The sequence below is a fragment of the Prevotella sp. C0026C3 genome, assembly GCF_056590795.1.
Genome location: NZ_JBWPWW010000001.1, coordinates 57158 through 77010 on the forward strand (window position 1 = coordinate 57158; position 19853 = coordinate 77010).

Genomic DNA, 19853 nt, shown 5'->3' on the forward strand with positions numbered 1-19853 from the left:
ACATACCATAATTCTCATTTTTCAATTATCAATTCTAAATTAAATAAGGGTGTTCAATTGCGGTAAAATAGCGATTATAGGTGGTGGAAGCTGGGCTACAGCCATTGCAAAGATCATCGTCACACATACACATCACATCGGATGGTATATGCGTCGCGACGACCGTATCGAAGATTTCAAGCGTCTGGGGCACAACCCGGCGTATCTTACGAGCGCTCACTTCGACGTAGATGAGATATTTTTCTCATCGGATATCAACAAAATCATAGAGAGTTACGACACACTAGTGTTCGTAACCCCCTCTCCATATCTTAAAAACCATCTGCGCAAACTTAAATCTCCACTGCGCGATAAGTTTATCGTCACAGCCATCAAAGGTATTGTACCCGACGAGAATTTGGTTTGCTCGGAATATTTCCACGAGGTTTTTGACGTGCCATATGACAATTTAGCCTGCATAGGCGGACCGTCGCATGCCGAGGAAGTAGCGTTAGAGCGTCTCTCCTATCTCACCGTGGCTTGTGGAAACAGACAAAAGGCGCAGTTGTTTACCGAAGTACTATCGAGCAACTTCATCAAGACCAAGACCAGTACCGACGTCATCGGCATCGAATATGCTTCGGTATTGAAGAATGTATATGCCATTGCTGCAGGCATTTGTAACGGTTTGAAATATGGAGACAACTTCCAAGCCGTGCTCATGGCCAATGCAGTACAGGAGACAAATAGATTCTTAACGGCCATACATCCCATCGAGCGAAGTATCTACGACTCCGTATATATCGGCGACTTACTCGTTACCGGCTACAGCAACTTCAGTCGTAACCGCACGTTTGGAACCATGATTGGCAAGGGATATAGCGTAAAGACTGCGCAGATAGAAATGGAAATGATAGCCGAAGGATACTATGGCACGAAGTGTATGAAGGAAATCAACCGTCACATGCACGTCAACATGCCCATCCTCGATGCTGTGTACAACATCCTCTACGAGCGCATCAACCCGCAAATAGAAATCAAGCTGTTGACCGACAGCTTCAGATAGTAACAACAAGTTTAAAACATATACGATAATGAAAAGTATCAGCTTAGACATTACAAAGGCTGCACAATTCCTTGATAAAGGTGCAGTAGAGGCTTTTGAACCAAAGATAAAGGCTGCTCAAGAGGCTCTTGAGAACGGCACATGCCCCGGAAATGATTTCTTGGGTTGGCTGCATCTCCCCTCTTCCATCACTCCTGCATTCCTCGACGAAGTACAGGCTGTGGCCGACACATTGCGTGCTAAGTGCGACGTAGTGGTAGTTGCAGGTATCGGTGGTAGCTATTTGGGGGCTCGCGCCGTGATAGAAGCACTGGGTAATGCATTCTCTTGGCTTATCAACGACAAGAAAAATCCCGTTATCCTCTATGCAGGAAACAACATAGGTGAAGACTATCTCACCGAGCTGACAGAATACTTGGCCGACAAGAAGTTCGGTGTCATCAATATCTCTAAATCGGGTACAACCACCGAAACGGCTCTTACGTTCCGCTTACTCAAGAAACAATGCGAGGCACAGCGCGGTAAGGAAGAGGCTAAAGATGTCATTGTAGCTGTTACCGATGCCAAACGTGGTGCCGCACGTACATGTGCCGACAAGGAAGGATACAAGAGTTTCATCATCCCCGATAACGTGGGTGGTCGTTTCTCTGTGCTCACTCCGGTAGGTTTGTTGCCTATTGCATGTGCCGGTTTCGACATCAAGACACTGGTACAGGGTGCTACCGACATGGAGAAAGCAACCGGTAAGGATGTTCCTTTTGCCGAGAATTTGGCTGCACAGTATGCTGCCGTACGCAACGGTCTATATAGTCAGGCAGGCAAGAAGATTGAGATTATGGTCAACTTCCAACCAAAACTCCACTTCATCAGCGAATGGTGGAAGCAGTTGTTCGGCGAGAGCGAAGGCAAAGAGGGCAAGGGTATCTTCCCGGCATCGTGCGACTTCACCACCGATTTACACTCTATGGGTCAGTGGATTCAGGAAGGTGAGCGTTCTATCTTCGAGACTGTCATCAGCGTAGAGCAACCTAATAAGAAGTTGTTGTTCCCCAACGACGAGGAAAACTTGGACGGTTTGAACTTCCTCGCAGGCAAGCGTGTGGACGAAGTAAACAAGATGGCCGAACTTGGAACACGTCTGGCACACGTCGACGGTGGCGTTCCAAACATCCGCATCAGCGTTCCCGAACTCAACGAATACTACATCGGACAGCTCATTTACTTCTTTGAAATCGCTTGCGGTATCAGTGGTAATGTACTAGGCGTGAACCCATTCAACCAACCGGGAGTAGAAGCTTACAAGAAAAACATGTTCGCACTGCTTGACAAACCGGGCTACGAAGCTGACAGCAAAGCTATCAAAGAACGCTTGGCAGCTGAGTAAAGAAATTATAGATTAAAGATTAGGGATTAGTGCCAAGACAGGCTACTAATCCCTTTTTAAGTTATATTCATGACAAAAACAAAACTTCAACTTCTACGACCGGCTCCTAAAGGGTTCTCACCACGCGTGGCTCTATTCGATATGGATGGCGTATTATACGATTCTATGCCCAACCATTCGATAGCATGGCAACGTTCTATGGCTTCATTCGGTATCCACATGACGGCCGAGGATGCCTATGCCACCGAGGGAATGCGCGGCATTGATACCATCCGCATGCTCGTGAAACAGCAGCAAGGCAAGGATATTGACGAAGCAGAGGCACAAATGATGTACGACGAGAAGACTCGCCAATTTGGTCTGTTGCCCATCGCCCCCATCATGGAAGGAGTCATCGACCTGATGAGAAAGATGAAACGAGACGGATTGCAGATTGGCATCGTCACCGGAAGTGGGCAACGTCCGCTTATTGCTCGCGTACTCAATGACTTCCATGAGTTTGTAGACGAGCAGCATATCGTGACAGCTTACGATGTGGAACACGGTAAACCGGCTCCCGACCCTTATCTGATGGGATTACAAAAGGCAGGTAATCTGCGCCCCAACGAGGGTATCGTGGTAGAGAATGCGCCCATGGGCGTCAGGGCAGGAGTAGCTGCCGGCATCTTTACCGTGGCTGTAAACAGTGGTCCACTGCCCAATGATACATTGGCTAAAGAGGGTGCCAACATCGTATTCGACAACATGCCACAGCTGAAAGAAAATTGGGAAAACCTCTTGTAAACGGCTGTACGATTTTGTATCTTTGCCAAAGAGAGTATATCTATGAGTATACGAGGAAGGTAAAAACGCAGAGATTATCATAATAGATTAAGAGTTTGAGACGATGAAAATAAAGATTAGCAAACGGTTTGATGCCGCACCGGGATGGCTGAAAGCGTATCTCTCGCTCACGTTATTGCCTATTATAGCTGCTCCAGTCGTCTACTTTGGCTCCATTTTTATCTTCGACAATCCACCCAGTGAGCTCTTGGGATGGTTGCTTTTTATCGCAGTCAACTCGTACAGTTTCCTTTTATTAGGTGCTGCCAAATTGAGCCTGCGACTTCATGAGCGCTATCACAACGCCCTATTAGACTTCTTACCACAGATAGGTGTGGTATTATTACTATCGACAATTTTCGTTGTTTCCGATTATATAGCTCAAAAAGATGCCCCACCCAGCTATCCCGAATATAGTGACTACACCTTATTTGAGGGCACAACGGCCGAACCGTTAGCGCAAGCTTTGGAAGAAAAGAATTGGGATAAGCTGAAACAACTGGCAAATTCCAAAAATGTGAACGTGCGAGAAAAGCAGTATGGGCAAACATTGCTGCACTTGGCAGCCCTCAACTTCGACCCGAAGGGTATTAAAGTACTACTCAATGCAGGCGCAAATCCGAATGTCTACGACTACTTATTCGGAGATACTCCCCTGACAATCGTCTGTTCTTGCTACTATGACAATAAGAAAGAGCAAGTGGATTGTGCGAAAAAATTGTTGGAATATGGAGCTCATATCAATGCATGGCAGCATGGAGGAGACACTACAAAGGTTGATAAGGACATCATAGAGAGGTATGGTGACTGCGACTATTACACTCCATTGATAGCAGCAACGGAGAGTGGCAACATCCCCCTTGCACAATTGCTATTGTCCAAGGGGGCCGATGTGAATTATGAACATCATCAATTGGCAGCCACAGCCTTATCATGTGCGGTAGTCAACGAATACGATGAGCTAGGTATTATCCTCTTAAAACATGGTGCTAACCCAACTGTTCGCGTCTACGAAGAAGCCAAAACCATCGAAGAACTAGCCATAGAACGACTACAGCGAGGTGATAAATCGCCCAAGCTGAAGCAGATAATAGCACTCATCAATGACTATAAAAGACGCTCTAACGTTGCTCAATAAGGTCTAAGAAATACCGGTGAACACGCAAATCATCAGTCAATTCTGGATGAAAAGCGGTGACGAGCTGTCGTCCTTGACGCGCTGCTACGATGTGACCATCAACTTCTGCCAACGCTTCTACGCCCTCTCCCACCTCTTTTATATATGGTGCGCGGATGAAAGTCATGGGTACTTCGCCCTCAATACCTTCCATCTGATGCTCCGTATGGAAACTGCCAAGCTGCCGACCATAGGCATTCCTGCACACAGTCATATTCATCGTAGCCAGTCGATCGGCCTCTTCGCCCACCACATGTTGGGCTAACAGAATCAAGCCGGCACATGTTCCGAACACCGGAAGACCACCATTAATCGCCTCTTGAATAGGTTGGAACAAGCCCAAATCATGCAAAAGCTTCAGTTGAACCGTACTTTCTCCACCGGGAATCACAAGCCCATTCAACGGTTGTTGGAAGTCTTTGAGTTGCCGTATCTCCACAGTTTCAACTCCAAGACGTTCCAATATCTGTTCATGTTCAAGAAAAGCGCCTTGCAACGCCAATACTCCAATCTTCATTATTTGCCTCTTTCAGCCATCAACAGGCTAATTTCTTGCTCGTTGATACCAACCATTGCTTCGCCCAAATCTTCCGAAAGGGCTGCCAGTATTTTAGCATCTTGGAAGTTGGTAACAGCTTGAACAATAGCCTTGGCACGCTTTTCTGGATTGCCACTCTTGAAGATTCCGCTACCCACGAACACTCCCTCAGCACCCAACTGCATCATAAGAGCAGCGTCGGCAGGTGTAGCTACGCCACCAGCAGCGAAGTTTACAACGGGCAATTTACCATTTTCATGCACGTAACGAACGAGTTCTAGCGGTGCCTGCATCTGCTTAGCAGCCTCGAACAACTCATCCTCTTGCATCGAAACCAAGCGACGCATCTCGCTCTGCATCATCCTCATATGGCGCACAGCCTGTACAACATCGCCCGTTCCGGGCTCTCCTTTAGTACGTATCATGGTTGCTCCTTCAGCAATACGACGCAATGCTTCGTTCAGATTCTTGGCTCCACAAACGAATGGAACATCAAATTTGGTCTTGTCGATATGGTAAACATCATCAGCCGGAGAGAGTACCTCACTCTCGTCGATGTAGTCTATTTCAATAGCTTGGAGTATCTGTGCCTCGGCGAAATGACCGATACGGCACTTTGCCATAACAGGAATTGATACGGCTTCTTGGATACCTCGTATCATCTTAGGGTCGCTCATGCGAGACACACCACCCGCTGCACGAATATCAGCTGGGATACGTTCTAGTGCCATAACGGCACAAGCACCAGCTTGTTCGGCTACACGAGCCTGTTCGGGGGTAGTTACATCCATGATAACACCGCCCTTTAACATCTGGGCTAAGTTGCGATTGAGCATCTGTCTAGTTTCCATTTTGTTGCTTTTTTAGTGGTTATTTTAGTTTTAATCTTACTCTTTATTCTGTCGAAAAGCACTGGGTGTCATCCCCTTTTGCTTCTTGAAATAGCGTGAGAAATGCGCTTGCGAAGAGAAACCATACTCGTATGCAATCTCTTGAACGGTCTTATTGGTTGTCAAAAGTTGCCTGACAAGCACTTCTACCACACATTCATCGATGATTTCTTTGGGCGACTTACCGGCTATTCTACGCGTCACTTGCGCCAAATATCGGCTACTCACATTCAGACAATCAGCATAGAAAGCCACATCGCTGTTGGTATGACAATGCAAATGTACGGCATCGATGAAATCATTGTACAACTCCGGGCTCCTACCTTGTAGATTATCAGCTCGCATAATCTGCTGCGAGATATACGAACGAGCTTGAGATATGGCCTGCTCCACTGTATTTCCTTGTGCCAAGAAAGTAGCTATGGCAGAAGAGAGGGTGTTACTCTGACCATGCAGAATGGGTGAACGATCGTTCATCAACAGTACTTCGCGACAGCCAAAGGCTCTTAAACGTTGCAACATCTCTTGCTCTTCGACCGATTGTTTCCCCCGAATGCCAACCAAACTAGCGGCATCGTGCGGTTTTACAATGACGAGTGAACAGAGCGGTAACAGCATTTGTCGCACCTGAGCAAGCACATCATCGCCCATCAAACGTTCACCACGCGATGAAAAAACAATCGGGTCGTAGATGACATGACGCGGTTGATAGCGCACAATAGCATCTATCAACACCCTCAATATCTCCACACTGCGCACCATACCTATTTTAAATACCGTAGGTTGCACGTCGTTGATGATGGCCTCTATCTGTCCACTGACAACATCGACCGGTATATCAAAGAACCTCTGAATGCCCACCGTATTCTGCACAGTGACCGAGGTGATGACCGAAACAGCATACCCTCCCAAGGCCGAAACGGTCTTGATATCGGCTTGTACACCCGATTCGCCTGTACCATCGGAACCGGATATGGTCAATATCGTTTGGATATGGCTGTTCATTCCGCGTTGCTTTATTGATTACAAAGGAACTAAAATTTCGTCAACATGCGAAATTTTGTTCTCATTTGTGCAAACTTTACAACAATATTGGAAAGCAGTTTCATGGTTCCTCTAATTCCCATTAGCTCCAAAGCTCAAGGCGAAAACTCCTCTTAACTCCCTTAAAACAATCACTGCCCATCCTCTCCCAGATAGCTATCCTTAAATCCTAAGAAATAGAGAATACCATCTAGACCAATCGTACTAATAGATTGTTCGGCATTAGCTTTCACACGTGGCTTTGCATGGAAGGCGATACCCAGTCCTGCTTCCGAAATCATAGGCAGGTCGTTAGCACCATCTCCAACCGCAATCGTTTGCGCCAAATTCACCTTCTCCACCTGTGCGATGAGTTTCAAGAGTTCAGCTTTGCGATGTCCATCGACAATCTCGCCCAAATAACGGCCTGTCAACTTACCATCATCACCTATCTCCAACTCATTGGCATAGACATAGTCGATACCATAACGACGCTGCAGATACTCGCCGAAGAATGTAAATCCACCGCTAAGGATGGCTATCTTATAGCCGCAACGTTTCAATACCGACATCAAACGGTCGGTACCTTCGGTGATAGGAAGATGTTCTGCAATGTCCTGCATCACACTCGCATCAAGTCCTTTCAACAGAGCTACACGCTCGGTAAAACTCTCCTTGAAATCAATCTCACCTCGCATGGCACGCTCGGTAATCTTGCGTACCTGCTCACCCACACCTGCTCTGGCAGCCAACTCATCTATACACTCGGTTTGGATGAGCGTAGAGTCCATATCAAAGCAGATGAGTCGACGCATACGACGGTACATTGTATCTTCTTGGAAAGAAAAATCGATACCCATATCTGCCGACAGCTTCATGAATTCGGCTTGCATAACAGCACGGTCATCGGGTGTTCCACGTAACGAGAACTCAATACATGCACGCACATTTCGCTCCGTATGCTTGATGCTCGGACGCCCTGTCAGACGCAGAATAGAATCAATATTGAGGCCTTGGGAGGCGATTATCTTGGCATAAGCGGCTATCTGTGTAGCCGACAGACTACGCCCGATGAGAGTAAGAATATAGCGATTCTTGCCTTGGCGACCCACCCAATCCTCATATTTATCATCGGATATGGGCGAGAAACCTATGTTCACACCCAGTTCAGTGGCCTTAAAGAGAAGTTCTTTCATCACCTGTCCCGACTGCATCTCGCCCAATCGGATGAGAATACCTAGCGAGAGAGTGCTATGAATATCTGCTTGTCCGATATCAAGGATGTCGGCATCATGACGGGAAAGTATCTCCATGATTGAAGCCGTGAGACCGGGACGGTCTTGTCCGGTGATGCTCACGAGTATTTGTTCTTGCTTATTAGCCTTAGACATACGTGTATGTTGGTTGATTACAACGCGAAGTTAGCCCTTTTTAAGGGAAGTGCCAAACAAATGGACAAGATGTATTGAAAAAATATAGTATATTTGTAACCTATATTAAACGAACAACGACAATGAAGATAGCCATCATAGGTGGAGGGGCAGCCGGTTTCTTTGCCGCCATCACTGTAAAGAGTCTACATCCCGAAACCGATGTATACATCTTAGAGAAAGCCAACAAAGTGCTGGCCAAAGTGGGCGTATCGGGCGGTGGACGCTGCAATCTCACCAACTCTTTCGAAGGTGTTACCGACTTGAAACAGGTCTATCCGCGCGGTCACAAAGTCATGAAACGCTTGTTCAAGAGCTTTAATGAGCGCAACAGCTACGAATGGTTCGAAGCCCATGGAGTGCGACTGGTAATACAAGACGACCACTGCGTGTTCCCACAATCACAAGATTCGCAAAGCATCATTGATTGTCTAGTGAACGAAGCACATAGACTGGGCGTCCGCATTTTGCCCCGTCATGAGGTAAAAGACATCATACAACAGCCCCATGACCAATGGCTTTTGACACTTACCGACAAGCAAATGGCATTCGACCGGATAGCCATTACCACCGGCGGAGCACCCCGTGGCAAAGGATTAGAATATCTATCGGCCTTGGGACATCAAATAGAATCTCCCGTACCATCGCTCTTCACCTTTAACATAAACGACAAATCGCTCCGCCAACTCATGGGAACGGTGGTGACCAACACCATCGTCCAAATGCCGGGAACAAAGTTCCGGTCGAGCGGTCCACTACTGATTACACACTGGGGAATGAGCGGTCCGGCCATTCTTAAGCTCTCATCGCATGCCGCTCGACACTTGGCCGAACATCAATACCAAGTACCTATCGCAGTGAACTGGACCGGATGCACCAACAACAGCGACGTGCAAACACTGCTTACCGAGCTTGCTTGCCAGCATGCACAGAAGCAATTGAGTACCATTACACCCTTCCAATTGCCTTCAAGGTTGTGGCAATTCATCATTGAGAGAGCCGGACTGAGCGTAGAAAAGAAATGGGGCGAGATGGGTAAAAAGGGATTAAACAAACTCGTAGAGACGCTTGTCAACGATCATTACGACATCAATGGCAAGGGTGCTTTCAAAGAAGAGTTCGTCACATGTGGCGGTATCGCGCTGAGCAACGTCAACTTGAATACACTAGAAAGTAAGATTTGTCCCCACCTTTTCTTTGCTGGCGAGGTGCTGGATATTGATGCCGTGACGGGCGGATTCAATCTTCAAGCAGCTTGGACCACCGGTTATACCGTGGGACGAAGTATCGGTGAATAGGCATATCTAACAGTATGAGACCATAAAGCGTCCAATCTTCATTTCAAACTCACAAACTTTTAGCCTCATCAACTTACATACTCACTTTGCTGCAACAGCCCGGCAATAAGACTGTCTCGGCCTTGCAGCAATGCTGAAAAGCCCGAACAGCAATACTGTAAAGGCACTGCAGTGCATAGAGAAGTGAGGAGTTAGGAGTGAGAAGTGAAGAGTTTATTTATTAGAAACGTATACACCTAATAATATAAGAGCCGACCCAGCATAGGCAATCAATGTCATGGGTTCGTCAAGAAACAACGCACTGGCCACCACAGTAGATATAGGATTCAAATAAATATAGTTGGATGCCGACAATGCTCCAATACGCTTATTCACCACTGTCCACAAAGCGAAGCAGGCAAAGGAAGCTATGATACCGAGAAAAACAAGGTTTGTCCACACTGGATAAGCCCAAAATCCGCTCATAGGAAAATGCCACGGCTTGACTATAAAGATAGGTATGGACGTCAGAACACCATAGAAAAACACCTTACGAGTGATGAATACCGAACCGTAACGACGTGTGATGCTACGCATTTGAATGCTATATATTGCCCAACAGAGAGCAGCACTCGACGCTAAAAGGTCGCCTAGCGGATTGAGTTTCAGCACAAACTGTCCGTTGAAGACCACCAATGCCACTCCTACAAGTGCCAAGATAGAGCCTGTAATGAGCGGGCGCGTGGCTTTCACATCCTTGATAAAGAGAATAGCAAGGATGGTAGTAAGCAGCGGTGCAGTACAAACAATGAACGAAACATTGTTGACATAATCAATTCTGACGGCTGTATTCTCGGTAATAAAATACAACGAACCACCCGTCATACCCAACACCAAGAAGTAAAGTTCGTCGCGCCAAGAATCGGCCAACAACTTTCTAGGCGAGATAAACCATATACAGATATAGGCCAGCACAAAGCGAATGACAAATATTTCGTGTGCCTGAAGCCCATAAAGCAACAATACTTTGGAATTAACAAACGTGGTTCCCCAGATAAGAACAATAAGGATACCGAGAAGATGAAACCAGAATTGATTTTTAAACATAAGGAGAAAACAAAGAATCAATGGACATATCGCTTGTCCATTGATTGTTGTATATAGATTGAAATAGAAGAGACATCTTTCAAAGACGTCTCTTCTATATGCTGTTTAGCTATCAACCGACTTATTCGGCAGGCTGTTGGTCTTTGCGTTCATCTACATTGTCGCCCTCAGTAGGAGCAAGAGTTTCTTTAAAATTGGTGATACCATTGTTCACAAGAATATCGTACCACTGAATCAACTTTTTAATATCGCTGTCGTGTACGCGGTCTTGGTCGAAGTTAGGCAACACCTCTGCGAAGAAACTACGCAGTTCTTCGCTCTTCGCTTTCTTGTAGTTAAGAGAAGCAGGTTTGCCGTTTTCCTTCTTACCTAAGTTCTCAAGTACTTGCCACAATGGCACGTCGTCGGCATCGGTGTACATGGCTATATCGCCAAGACTTGTCACACGGTCGGTGGCAAAAGCCGGCATACGCTTGCGAGTGGCATCAAGCGCCTCTACGATAAGATTCATATTACCACGTGATACCAGACGATAAAGTCCCGGTTTACCTGCTATAGAAAGAATTGTTTCCATTTGAATAATGTATTATAATTGTTTGATAATTCGATTAATTTGTTGTTTTAAATCTGCCACACCATCGTTGATAATCTCGAAATCGGAGCGTTCGACCACCTCTTCTTGCGGCAGTTGTCGGTGAATCCAGTCGAGAGCCTGCTCCCTAGTAAGTCTATCGCGTTGCATGATGCGACTTATACGCACTTCGAGCGGTGCCGAGACACAGACCACACGGTCGAAATGTACACGACGATAGAAACCACTATCAAAGAGAATAGCACTCTCCAACCAATCAAAATCCGACGCTTCAAAGTCGCGAGCCACAGCAGGATGCACCACATTGTTGATGGCTTCGCGGTTGGTATCGGTCTGCATGAGGTATGCAGTCAATACCGACTTCTGCAAAACTCCGTTTTTATAGACATCCTCTCCCACCAGTTTTTGTAACTCATGTTGTAATTCCGGCGATGTGCGCATGAGTCGTTTAGCCGCTTCATCGCAATCGTAGACCCGGATATCCAGCTCACCCAGCAACTTGCACACATAGCTTTTACCGCTACCCATGCCGCCCGTAATGGCAACTTTGAGACGCTGTTTCATGATGAAAGAATTACTGCTGTTCGATGAGATAATCAATCTGGGAAATCTCCAACTTCGCTCCACGCACATCATGTGGATAGACGCGTAGTTGAAGCGGGCATCTGTCGGTATGCTGACCGGCTATATCATTGTAGTCGGCAACAACCCTGAACTGTTCCGGTTCAATTCTACGGAACATGCTTGCCCCCACAGTAAAGACGACATTCACACGAGACGGGAACGTACGCAATATCTTTCCGGCCGGCATATTGATTGCTTCTATCGGCACAGATACCGTCTCTTCGGTCAGAATATCGGGATAGAAGCCTACCTTCACAACCGCCGGAATGCACTTAGCCCCTTGTATATGGCGCAAAGCTACACGCTCTATCAGGGTGTCTTGAAGATTGGTATGCGTAATAGGTACGGTGTAAACCGATTGGATACTATCCAATATATGGCGACCGGCATAGACTGTTACGTATTCAGGCCAGAAACGTGTCTGAGCCAAATAATAACTCTTTCCGGCCTTAACATTGCCGTACAGCCTCACAGGAACCTTCTTTGACTCTCCATAATTGAAGAAGTAAGAGAGCCTATCGGGCTTCAATGAGGTCATTCGTGTGGAACCATACAACATTGGATACAGCTGCTTTTGCAAATCAGTCGAAGTAATCGTCCCTTTACCAGTAGCTGTATTGGCATAGGTAGAGAAGTTGAATACAAGCGGACGAATACGGTCTGAATGTTGATAAGTGGCTATGGTAAAGCCTTTATCACGAACCGTCAGACGGATAGTATCGGTCATTTCGCTAGTGATAATCACATTACGCGGTACACCAACAAGCTTCACCGGCACTGCTATCTCAGCCTCGTAAGTTTCGTTCAACGATGTTAAAAGCCAAAAGCTACCGCTTAATGCGAAGAAAAACAAAAAAACCAGAAACTCCCTATTCACCAAACTGAACAGGAAGTTTCTGATCTTTTTGTATATATGCCCTATGGCTTTTAACATAAATTGGTTTATGCGTTGGGAGTAACAGCTGTTACATCGGCGAAAACACCGGTCTTATCGACAGTGAGAACCACTCCACGAGCAACCTCAACGTCAACAGTATGCTTCTCAATATCTACACGCTTAACGGTTCCATAGATGCCACCACCGATGACAACGGCTGTCCCTTCTTGCAGAGAATTTTGAAAATTGCGAGTCTCCTTCTGCTTCTTCTGCTGTGGACGAATCATGAAAAACCACATAATAGCAAAGATTGCTACCATCATGACGAGCATACCCATGCCGCCACCTCCTTGAGCTGCTTGTGCAGCTAGAACGATTGAATTCATTTTCGTTAGTATTTTTAGTTATTGTTATTCTACTCCTTTGTTTCTTCCTCTATCTCTCCTTGCTGCTCACTTTGACGCTCCATGCGAGAGATATGCTCTGCCTGACGCTTGTCGCGAGGCTCTTCAATGGTTTTCAACATGTGACCTGAATTGATGAGATAGCGGGCTATGGTATCCAACATACCATTGATATAACCGCCGCTACGATAAGTGCTGTAGAGTTTTGCAAGGTCTACATACTCGTTAATGGTCACACTCACCGGTATATTGGGGAATGTGAGCATCTCGGCAATGGCTATCTGCATAATCACAACGTCCATATACGCCAAACGAGAGAAGTCCCAATTGCGACTGGCATCACTCATGTAACGCTGATATTGGGCTGCATTGAGAATTGTGGCACGGAACAATTTGCGAGCAAAGTCCTTATCTTCCTCATCTTTATATTCCGGTAAGAGTTCTTGTTTGCTCTTGTTTTTGGGGTCAAAACGCTTGATAGTCTTCAACACGAAGGTATCTACTACCTCTTTATCATCATTCCAATACAAACTCTTTTCTTCTAAGAGAGCATCCAACTCGGCATTGTCAAGAAAGAGAGTTTTGTATAGTTTTCGCCAAACTTCGCGGTCGTTCTCATACGAATCATCCCCACTCTCCATGTATTCTTGATAGATAGCGCTCTGCTCGATGAGGTTACAGAACTTACGAACAAACTCTATATCCTCCTCCCAAGTCTGCTTTTGAGTTTCAACGAACTCTTCCAACATCTTGTTTTCTTCCAGTTGCACGGCGAATTGATTATAAGCGAACTTAGCAGAAGGAGCTTCCGTACCCTCTCGTTGAGCCCTTTGTGTGGCAATATCTACACGATGTCGCTCCTCACGCGTAATAGCCACAATGAGCTCGAGCAGGAAGTTATACAAGTCATAAGCTTTGGACAAACTGAAAAAAAGTTCTTTTTCAGCAGTATCAATATTCTTGTTCCCGTTTTGATAGTATGCGTAGGTTAACTGAACTATCTTAATTCTTATAAGTTCCCGATTAATCATTCTCTAATAATTTTGGTTGTCTTATGTTCGAGTTGTTATTGATGCAAATGTAATTAAAATCCTTTGAACACGCAAACATGGGCTTGTAAAACTGAGTTTTTTAATTGTTTTTTTGTCCAATCGAAAGAAATGTATTAACTTTGCCAAGCTTTTTCGCAAAGCGCATCTCGTGTAATGGCGAATTAAGGCAATCTTATTTAATTCAAACTTAATTTAGAGTAACACAATTATGAAAGAGATTAACGTATCAGGTAAGAAGCGTACAGACCTTGGAAAGAAAGCTTCTAAGCAACTCCGTAAGGAAGGATTCATTCCTTGTAACTTGTATGGTGAGAAGAAAGATGGCAACGGTGCTCCCGAGGCTTTTGCTTTCCAAGTATCTTTCAGCGAACTCCGTAAGATTATCTACACACCTCACATCTATGTAATCAAGTTGGACATTGAGGGCGATATTCACACCGCTGTATTGAAAGAGATTCAATTCCACCCCGTAACAGATGCTCCTCTACACGTAGACTTCTACGAGATTAATGAGCAGAAACCCATCACTATCGGTATTCCTGTTAAGTTGGTTGGTTTGGCACAAGGTGTTCGCGACGGTGGACGTATGAACCTTTCTATCCGTAAGATCAATGTAACAGCTCCTTATATGCAGATTCCTGAGCATCTCGACGTAGATGTTACAGCTTTGAAAATCGGTAAGAGCATCAAGGTAGGTGATCTTTCTTTCGAGGGTATCGACATTGCTACAAGCAAGGAAGTGATCGTTTGTTCAATCAAGATGACACGTCAGGCAAGCATGGCTGCAGCTTCTGCTGATAACGCAGCTAGTGATGCTGATGCATAATCAATGGACAAATATTTGATATGTGGGTTGGGTAATCCCGGTGACGAATACCAGAATACCCGACACAACACAGGATTTATGGTATTGGACGCTTTCGCTAAAGCGTCCAATATTGTTTTTGAAGATAAGCGATATGGCTTTGTAGCCGAGACTTCTATCAAAGGACGAAAGATTATTCTGCTCAAGCCTACTACGTTTATGAATCTTAGTGGCAACGCCGTTAGATATTGGCTTACCAAAGAGAATATCGACCAAAGCCGCTTACTTGTCATCAGTGACGACGTGGCACTGCCTCTTGGAGCTTTCCGACTAAAAGGAAATGGAAGCAATGGAGGCCACAACGGACTGGGCCATATACAACAACTGATAGGACAAAACTATGCTCGTCTACGTATGGGGATAGGCAACGAATACCCTCGTGGCGGTCAGGTAGACTGGGTATTGGGACATTATGATGATGAAGATATGAAGGCTTTACAACCAGCTATTGATACAGCTTGCGAGATTATCAAAAGCTTTGCACTCGCCGGCATAGACATTACAATGAACCAATTCAATAAATTAGGAAAGAAATAATCATGGCAGAGACTGCAAGAATAGACAAATGGCTATGGGCAGCACGTATCTTTAAGACACGCTCCATCGCTGCCGATGCCTGCAAAAACGGCCGAGTTTCAGTCAACGGAACAACGGTTAAGCCCAGCAGGATGGTGAAAGTAGGCGAAACGATTAATGTAAAGAAAGCTCCCATCGTCTATTCCTTCAAGATACTCCAATGCATTGAAAATCGTGTGGGTGCCAAACTCGTACCTCAAGTATATGAGAATGTAACCGAAGCCAAGCAATACGAGCTACTCGAAATGAGTCGTATCAGTGGCTTTGTTGACAGAGCACGCGGTACAGGACGCCCAACTAAGAAAGAACGTCGGGCTCTCGACTCATTCGTCGAGCCCTCTATCTTCGGCTTCGATGATGATGAAGGCTGGGATGATGAAGAATAATCGGCTTCCACACACATTGAATTAAATATATCGACGATGGTTCAAATAGCAATATTTGCTTCGGGAAACGGTTCCAACTGTGAGAATATCATTCGCTATTTCAGCGGACATTCCTCCATCCGAGTAGCACTTGTACTCAGCAACAAGGCCGATGCCTACGCGCTTATTCGTGCCCATAAGTATCATATTCCCACCGAGATAGTGCCAAAAGAGAAGTTCAATGATGAAGCCATCATGATGCCGTTACTAAGCAAGTATCATATAGATTTCATCGTATTAGCCGGATTCCTCGTCATGATTCCATCGTTTTTAATCTCTGCCTACGACCATCGAATGGTCAATCTCCACCCTGCCCTACTGCCTAAATACGGTGGAAAAGGCATGTACGGACACCACGTCCACGAGGCTGTGAAGGCTGCCGGAGATACAGAGACAGGTATGACGATACACTGGGTAAGCAATGTCTGCGACGGCGGAGAGATTTTGGCACAATACAAGATTCCTCTTCTTCCCACCGATACCCCCGAAGATATTGCCGCCAAAGAGCAATTATTAGAGCAAAAACACTTCCCACAAGCTATCGAAAAGATTATTATCGAACATACGGAAGAATGATATAAGAAAAGCGATACAGACACTTAGCTGTATCGCTTTTCTTATTGATAGACATTAGAAGCGGCCGGGACCACCACCAAATCTATCGTGCCCGAAGCCTCCAAATCCTCCGGGACGACGGCTGGGACCACCATCGCGCGGACCATCGGGGCCTCCACGACGACCACGGACACGTGCATCCTTACCACCAAAGAGATTCAAACGATAGATTACATGGAGCATAGCATAGCTGTTCACACTGTTATACCATGTATCGGTACGCTGCGTTGCATTGATGGCACGGCTCAGATTGCTCTGGTTATTGAGTATATCATAGAACTGCAATGAAACAGATAACGGCTTTCCTTTGAGGAATCCTTGAGATATTTGCGCATTCCAAACCAGTTCATTGGTATTCATCGACGCATCGCTAAAACCACGACGACTGTTCTCGTGCAATCCTGTAGACACACTCATGCCCCACGGTAGCGTCACATTCACCGAACCTCCATAGGCAAATTGCCACGTATTGAGATTGTTGAGACTTTGCAATTGATTCTTACTGCGTGTAAAATTGAGCGAACCATCAAGCCCCAATTCCAACCAACCGTTGCGATATGTGGTCTCCAAGCGTTCGCCCAAAGAGAGCGAGCGTGTCGTATTCTTGACCGAGTTCGACGTTCTGTCCACAGCCAAATAGCCCACATAATTATTATAACCAACATTGGTAAACGTATTCATATTGAAGAATCCGGCCGAATCTATCGGGGTATTATACATCACAGCACCCATCATATTCCAGTTACCATTGATATTTTGGGGTTGCACGATACGCCCACCGGTCTTCTCATCATACGTTACCATATTACTAATACTGTTGCGTGTGTTGCTGTAATTCAGGAATGTCATGAATGCACGCTGGCTTTTCTCGTTGAAATTATTGTAAAAGAAGCGGAAGTTATTGGTAAATGCTGGCTTCAATCCCGGATTACCTTTCGAGATATTCAAGGGGTCGCTGTCGTCCGTAACATCCAACAACTGGCTCATAGATGGCTGCGATGTAGTACCTCGATAATTGATTCTAAGATTGCTGACATTACTGAATTTATAGCGGAAATCAAATGTTGGCGTCACGTTAACCACTGAGCGTGTGGTGTCAACATGTATGCCTAAATAGTCTTGTTGGTAACTGGTATTCTGCGGTTGTACCATGACACCCACATTCAACTTATACTTTGCACGAATCACACGAAGCATCAAGTTGAACTCATGGATGTAGTTTTTATAGACAGAGAAGCGACTCAAATCCTTATTCTCGTAACTATCGAGCTGGTTTGGCAACAAACTCAAGTAGTTATCCCATCCCCTGAACAACAGCGGAGTATTACCGAAGAAGCCGCCACCAAGACTACTAAAGTCGTAAGTAGAGCGATCGCTCTTCGTATATTTGTATTGGAATTGATAAGAGAATTGCAAGAACACCGCACGCCAAAGAGGTTCGCTATAGGTAAATTCAGCGCTATACCCCCAATTGCGAGTCGGTACGAGATTCCAACGATACGTTTGATAGGTCGAGTCATTGCCCAATGCATTCATCACTTGATAGAGACGGACATCGCTAAGCGACAGATTCTTGGAGTCGCTCGAACCGTAATTACCTGCTACATGCAGTGTAAAGTTACGCCCGTTATGTCCCAAGCGTCGATTGTATTGCAACACCCCATTTATATTTTTATTATTACCATAACTCAGACTACTTGTATTGCGCGTGTTAACCATCAGGCTATCAACAGCCAACAGAGCTATCGACTCGGCCGACAGAGGATTGGTAACGAGCGTATAGGGATCGACATTGTATGATGCCGAGGCTTGAACCGACCGTCCATCGTTTGTAGAATAGGTGAAAGACGGACGGAACATGATATTGGTCATGCTGTCGGGCGTCCATTCCAGCCGCATTCTTCCGTCCCAACTATTGCTGCGCGTATAGTTTTGACTGTTGGTATTTGAATAAGCACCCGACTTTGCCATGAAGTTTTGGACGGATGTTTGTGTATTGGCATCGCCATCCGAATGATTCCAACGCAGGCTGGCATCGAGCTTCAACTTACCCTTATTCTCATAATTAAAGTTGGCTCCAATCATCTTGGTAGCCATCAGTCCCTGTCTATTCATACCAAAGTTTCCTCTTCCACCGCCACCGGGAAAGCCCATATCATTGGTATTGTTGGCATTGGCAAAGAGCATAAAGCGGTATTTATCGTTGAAATAGGCACCCATCAATCTGTCAGAATAACGACTATTCGTACCTACACTGAGGTCAATATTACTAAACATGCCTTTATGCATACCCGGTTTGAGACCAAAGTCGAGTACCGTCTGTTCCTCGCCATCGTCGATACCTGTAACGCGTGAAAGGTCGCTCTTCTGATCGTATGCCTTGATTCGGTCTACAATCGAGGTAGGCAAATTCTTCAAGGCCGTTTTCGTATCGCCCGTCATAAACTCCTTTCCGTCTATCAATATCTTCTTTACTTCCTTGCCATTGACCGTTATTGTACCGTCGCTCTTTACCTCTGCACCCGGCAAACGCTTCACAAGTTCTTCTATTGTCGACCCTTCGGGTGTGCGATAGGCCGCGGCATTATACATAAAGGTGTCTTCGTGAGACACCACTTTAGTGGCATGCCCCATGACAGTTGTTCCTTTTAACATAATGGCATCGGCCTTCATGATGATCGACCCCAATGCTACGTCGGCACCATTAACAATCTTGATAGGTTTCAACACCGATACATAGCCCACACTCGAAATCTTGACGAGATAGTTACCATCCTCAGGTGCTACCACCGAAAACCGACCATTATCGTCGGATATAGCCCCTGTCACAAACGTACTATCTTTCTGTCGCAACAGTTGGATGGTGGTTTGTACGAGTGGTTCTTTCGTATCTTTATCAGTAAGTGTACCCGTTATATTTCTATTTTGGGCAAACAATGCAGTCGTTGCCAGCAACAACAACATGGTCCAAAGCGTTCTTTTCATACTTGTTCGTTCTTTATTCTTCTATTTATTCTCTGATTTCTTAGACGCGCAACATTGTCATAAGTTTAATACCCAAACGATAAAAAGTACTATATTTTTTTGTTTGTATTCGCAGAATGATTTATATTTGTGAATATAAACATCA

General features: G+C 45.5%; 20 protein-coding genes. 9 read left to right on the forward strand and 11 right to left on the reverse strand.

Annotated elements, in window-relative coordinates:
- Positions 1-49 precede the first annotated feature (49 nt).
- From AC1EK4_RS00235 to AC1EK4_RS00250, 4 genes are all read left to right on the forward strand, one after another.
- Positions 50-1045 carry an NAD(P)H-dependent glycerol-3-phosphate dehydrogenase gene (locus AC1EK4_RS00235; RefSeq protein WP_036896951.1) on the forward strand — a complete coding sequence of 332 codons (996 nt, stop codon included), beginning with the start codon at positions 50-52 and terminating at the stop codon, positions 1043-1045.
- Between the two features lie 28 nt (positions 1046-1073).
- The gene (locus tag AC1EK4_RS00240; protein ID WP_036896949.1) at positions 1074-2429 is read left to right on the forward strand and encodes a glucose-6-phosphate isomerase; all 1356 of its coding nucleotides are present in this window, start codon (positions 1074-1076) and stop codon (positions 2427-2429) included.
- A gap of 69 nt (positions 2430-2498) precedes the next feature.
- On the forward strand, positions 2499-3212 hold the full coding sequence (locus AC1EK4_RS00245; RefSeq protein ID WP_036896948.1) for an inorganic diphosphatase: 714 nt from the start codon (positions 2499-2501) through the stop codon (positions 3210-3212).
- A gap of 103 nt (positions 3213-3315) precedes the next feature.
- On the forward strand, positions 3316-4389 hold the full coding sequence (locus AC1EK4_RS00250; RefSeq protein WP_480356558.1) for an ankyrin repeat domain-containing protein: 1074 nt from the start codon (positions 3316-3318) through the stop codon (positions 4387-4389).
- Here AC1EK4_RS00250 and pdxT read toward each other — a convergent pair.
- The 4 genes from pdxT to serB all read right to left on the reverse strand — a co-directional run bounded on the left by pdxT (position 4373) and on the right by serB (position 8270).
- Positions 4373-4945 carry a pyridoxal 5'-phosphate synthase glutaminase subunit PdxT gene (gene pdxT / locus AC1EK4_RS00255; RefSeq protein ID WP_036896944.1) on the reverse strand — a complete coding sequence of 191 codons (573 nt, stop codon included), beginning with the start codon at positions 4943-4945 and terminating at the stop codon, positions 4373-4375. The genes AC1EK4_RS00250 and pdxT overlap by 17 nt on opposite strands.
- Positions 4945-5817: a pyridoxal 5'-phosphate synthase lyase subunit PdxS gene (gene pdxS, locus AC1EK4_RS00260; RefSeq protein ID WP_480356560.1), complete on the reverse strand. Its 873-nt coding sequence runs from the start codon at positions 5815-5817 to the stop codon at positions 4945-4947. Before pdxS ends, pdxT begins: the two co-directional genes overlap by 1 nt.
- Before the next feature lie 36 nt (positions 5818-5853).
- On the reverse strand, positions 5854-6861 hold the full coding sequence (locus AC1EK4_RS00265) for a bifunctional hydroxymethylpyrimidine kinase/phosphomethylpyrimidine kinase (protein ID WP_480356562.1): 1008 nt from the start codon (positions 6859-6861) through the stop codon (positions 5854-5856).
- 170 nt (positions 6862-7031) lie between these two features.
- The gene (gene serB, locus AC1EK4_RS00270) at positions 7032-8270 is read right to left on the reverse strand and encodes a phosphoserine phosphatase SerB (RefSeq protein ID WP_036896935.1); all 1239 of its coding nucleotides are present in this window, start codon (positions 8268-8270) and stop codon (positions 7032-7034) included.
- Positions 8271-8392: 122 nt separating this feature from the next.
- Between serB and AC1EK4_RS00275 the strand changes: the two genes are divergently transcribed.
- Positions 8393-9607, forward strand: a complete 1215-nt coding sequence (locus tag AC1EK4_RS00275) for a BaiN/RdsA family NAD(P)/FAD-dependent oxidoreductase (protein WP_480356564.1) — start codon at positions 8393-8395, stop codon at positions 9605-9607.
- 213 nt (positions 9608-9820) lie between these two features.
- Here the strand turns inward: AC1EK4_RS00275 and AC1EK4_RS00280 are convergent, their stop codons facing one another.
- The 6 genes from AC1EK4_RS00280 to nusB form a co-directional block, all read right to left on the reverse strand.
- Positions 9821-10693, reverse strand: coding sequence for a DMT family transporter (locus AC1EK4_RS00280; RefSeq protein ID WP_480356566.1), 873 nt, complete (start codon positions 10691-10693; stop codon positions 9821-9823).
- Positions 10694-10814: 121 nt separating this feature from the next.
- Positions 10815-11267, reverse strand: a complete 453-nt coding sequence (locus AC1EK4_RS00285) for a DUF5606 family protein (RefSeq protein ID WP_036896926.1) — start codon at positions 11265-11267, stop codon at positions 10815-10817.
- A gap of 12 nt (positions 11268-11279) precedes the next feature.
- Positions 11280-11849, reverse strand: coding sequence for a dephospho-CoA kinase (gene coaE, locus AC1EK4_RS00290; RefSeq protein WP_480356567.1), 570 nt, complete (start codon positions 11847-11849; stop codon positions 11280-11282).
- 10 nt (positions 11850-11859) lie between these two features.
- Positions 11860-12717, reverse strand: a complete 858-nt coding sequence (locus tag AC1EK4_RS00295) for a YbbR-like domain-containing protein (protein WP_480356569.1) — start codon at positions 12715-12717, stop codon at positions 11860-11862.
- Between the two features lie 134 nt (positions 12718-12851).
- On the reverse strand, positions 12852-13172 hold the full coding sequence (gene yajC / locus AC1EK4_RS00300) for a preprotein translocase subunit YajC (protein WP_036896917.1): 321 nt from the start codon (positions 13170-13172) through the stop codon (positions 12852-12854).
- A gap of 29 nt (positions 13173-13201) precedes the next feature.
- A complete protein-coding gene (gene nusB, locus AC1EK4_RS00305) occupies positions 13202-14221 on the reverse strand; it encodes a transcription antitermination factor NusB (protein ID WP_480356571.1) in 1020 nt (339 codons plus the stop codon).
- Positions 14222-14450: 229 nt separating this feature from the next.
- Between nusB and AC1EK4_RS00310 the strand changes: the two genes are divergently transcribed.
- From AC1EK4_RS00310 to purN, 4 genes are read left to right on the forward strand one after another with little or no spacing between them, the layout of a single operon-like run.
- Positions 14451-15068, forward strand: a complete 618-nt coding sequence (locus AC1EK4_RS00310) for a 50S ribosomal protein L25/general stress protein Ctc (protein ID WP_036896912.1) — start codon at positions 14451-14453, stop codon at positions 15066-15068.
- Positions 15069-15071: 3 nt separating this feature from the next.
- The gene (gene pth, locus AC1EK4_RS00315) at positions 15072-15644 is read left to right on the forward strand and encodes an aminoacyl-tRNA hydrolase (RefSeq protein ID WP_036896909.1); all 573 of its coding nucleotides are present in this window, start codon (positions 15072-15074) and stop codon (positions 15642-15644) included.
- A gap of 2 nt (positions 15645-15646) precedes the next feature.
- The gene (locus tag AC1EK4_RS00320) at positions 15647-16069 is read left to right on the forward strand and encodes an RNA-binding S4 domain-containing protein (RefSeq protein ID WP_036896906.1); all 423 of its coding nucleotides are present in this window, start codon (positions 15647-15649) and stop codon (positions 16067-16069) included.
- Between the two features lie 36 nt (positions 16070-16105).
- Positions 16106-16684, forward strand: coding sequence for a phosphoribosylglycinamide formyltransferase (gene purN, locus AC1EK4_RS00325; protein WP_036896904.1), 579 nt, complete (start codon positions 16106-16108; stop codon positions 16682-16684).
- A 54-nt stretch (positions 16685-16738) separates the two neighbouring features.
- Here the strand turns inward: purN and AC1EK4_RS00330 are convergent, their stop codons facing one another.
- The gene (locus AC1EK4_RS00330) at positions 16739-19708 is read right to left on the reverse strand and encodes a TonB-dependent receptor (RefSeq protein ID WP_062435594.1); all 2970 of its coding nucleotides are present in this window, start codon (positions 19706-19708) and stop codon (positions 16739-16741) included.
- Between the last annotated feature and the right edge of the window lie 145 nt (positions 19709-19853).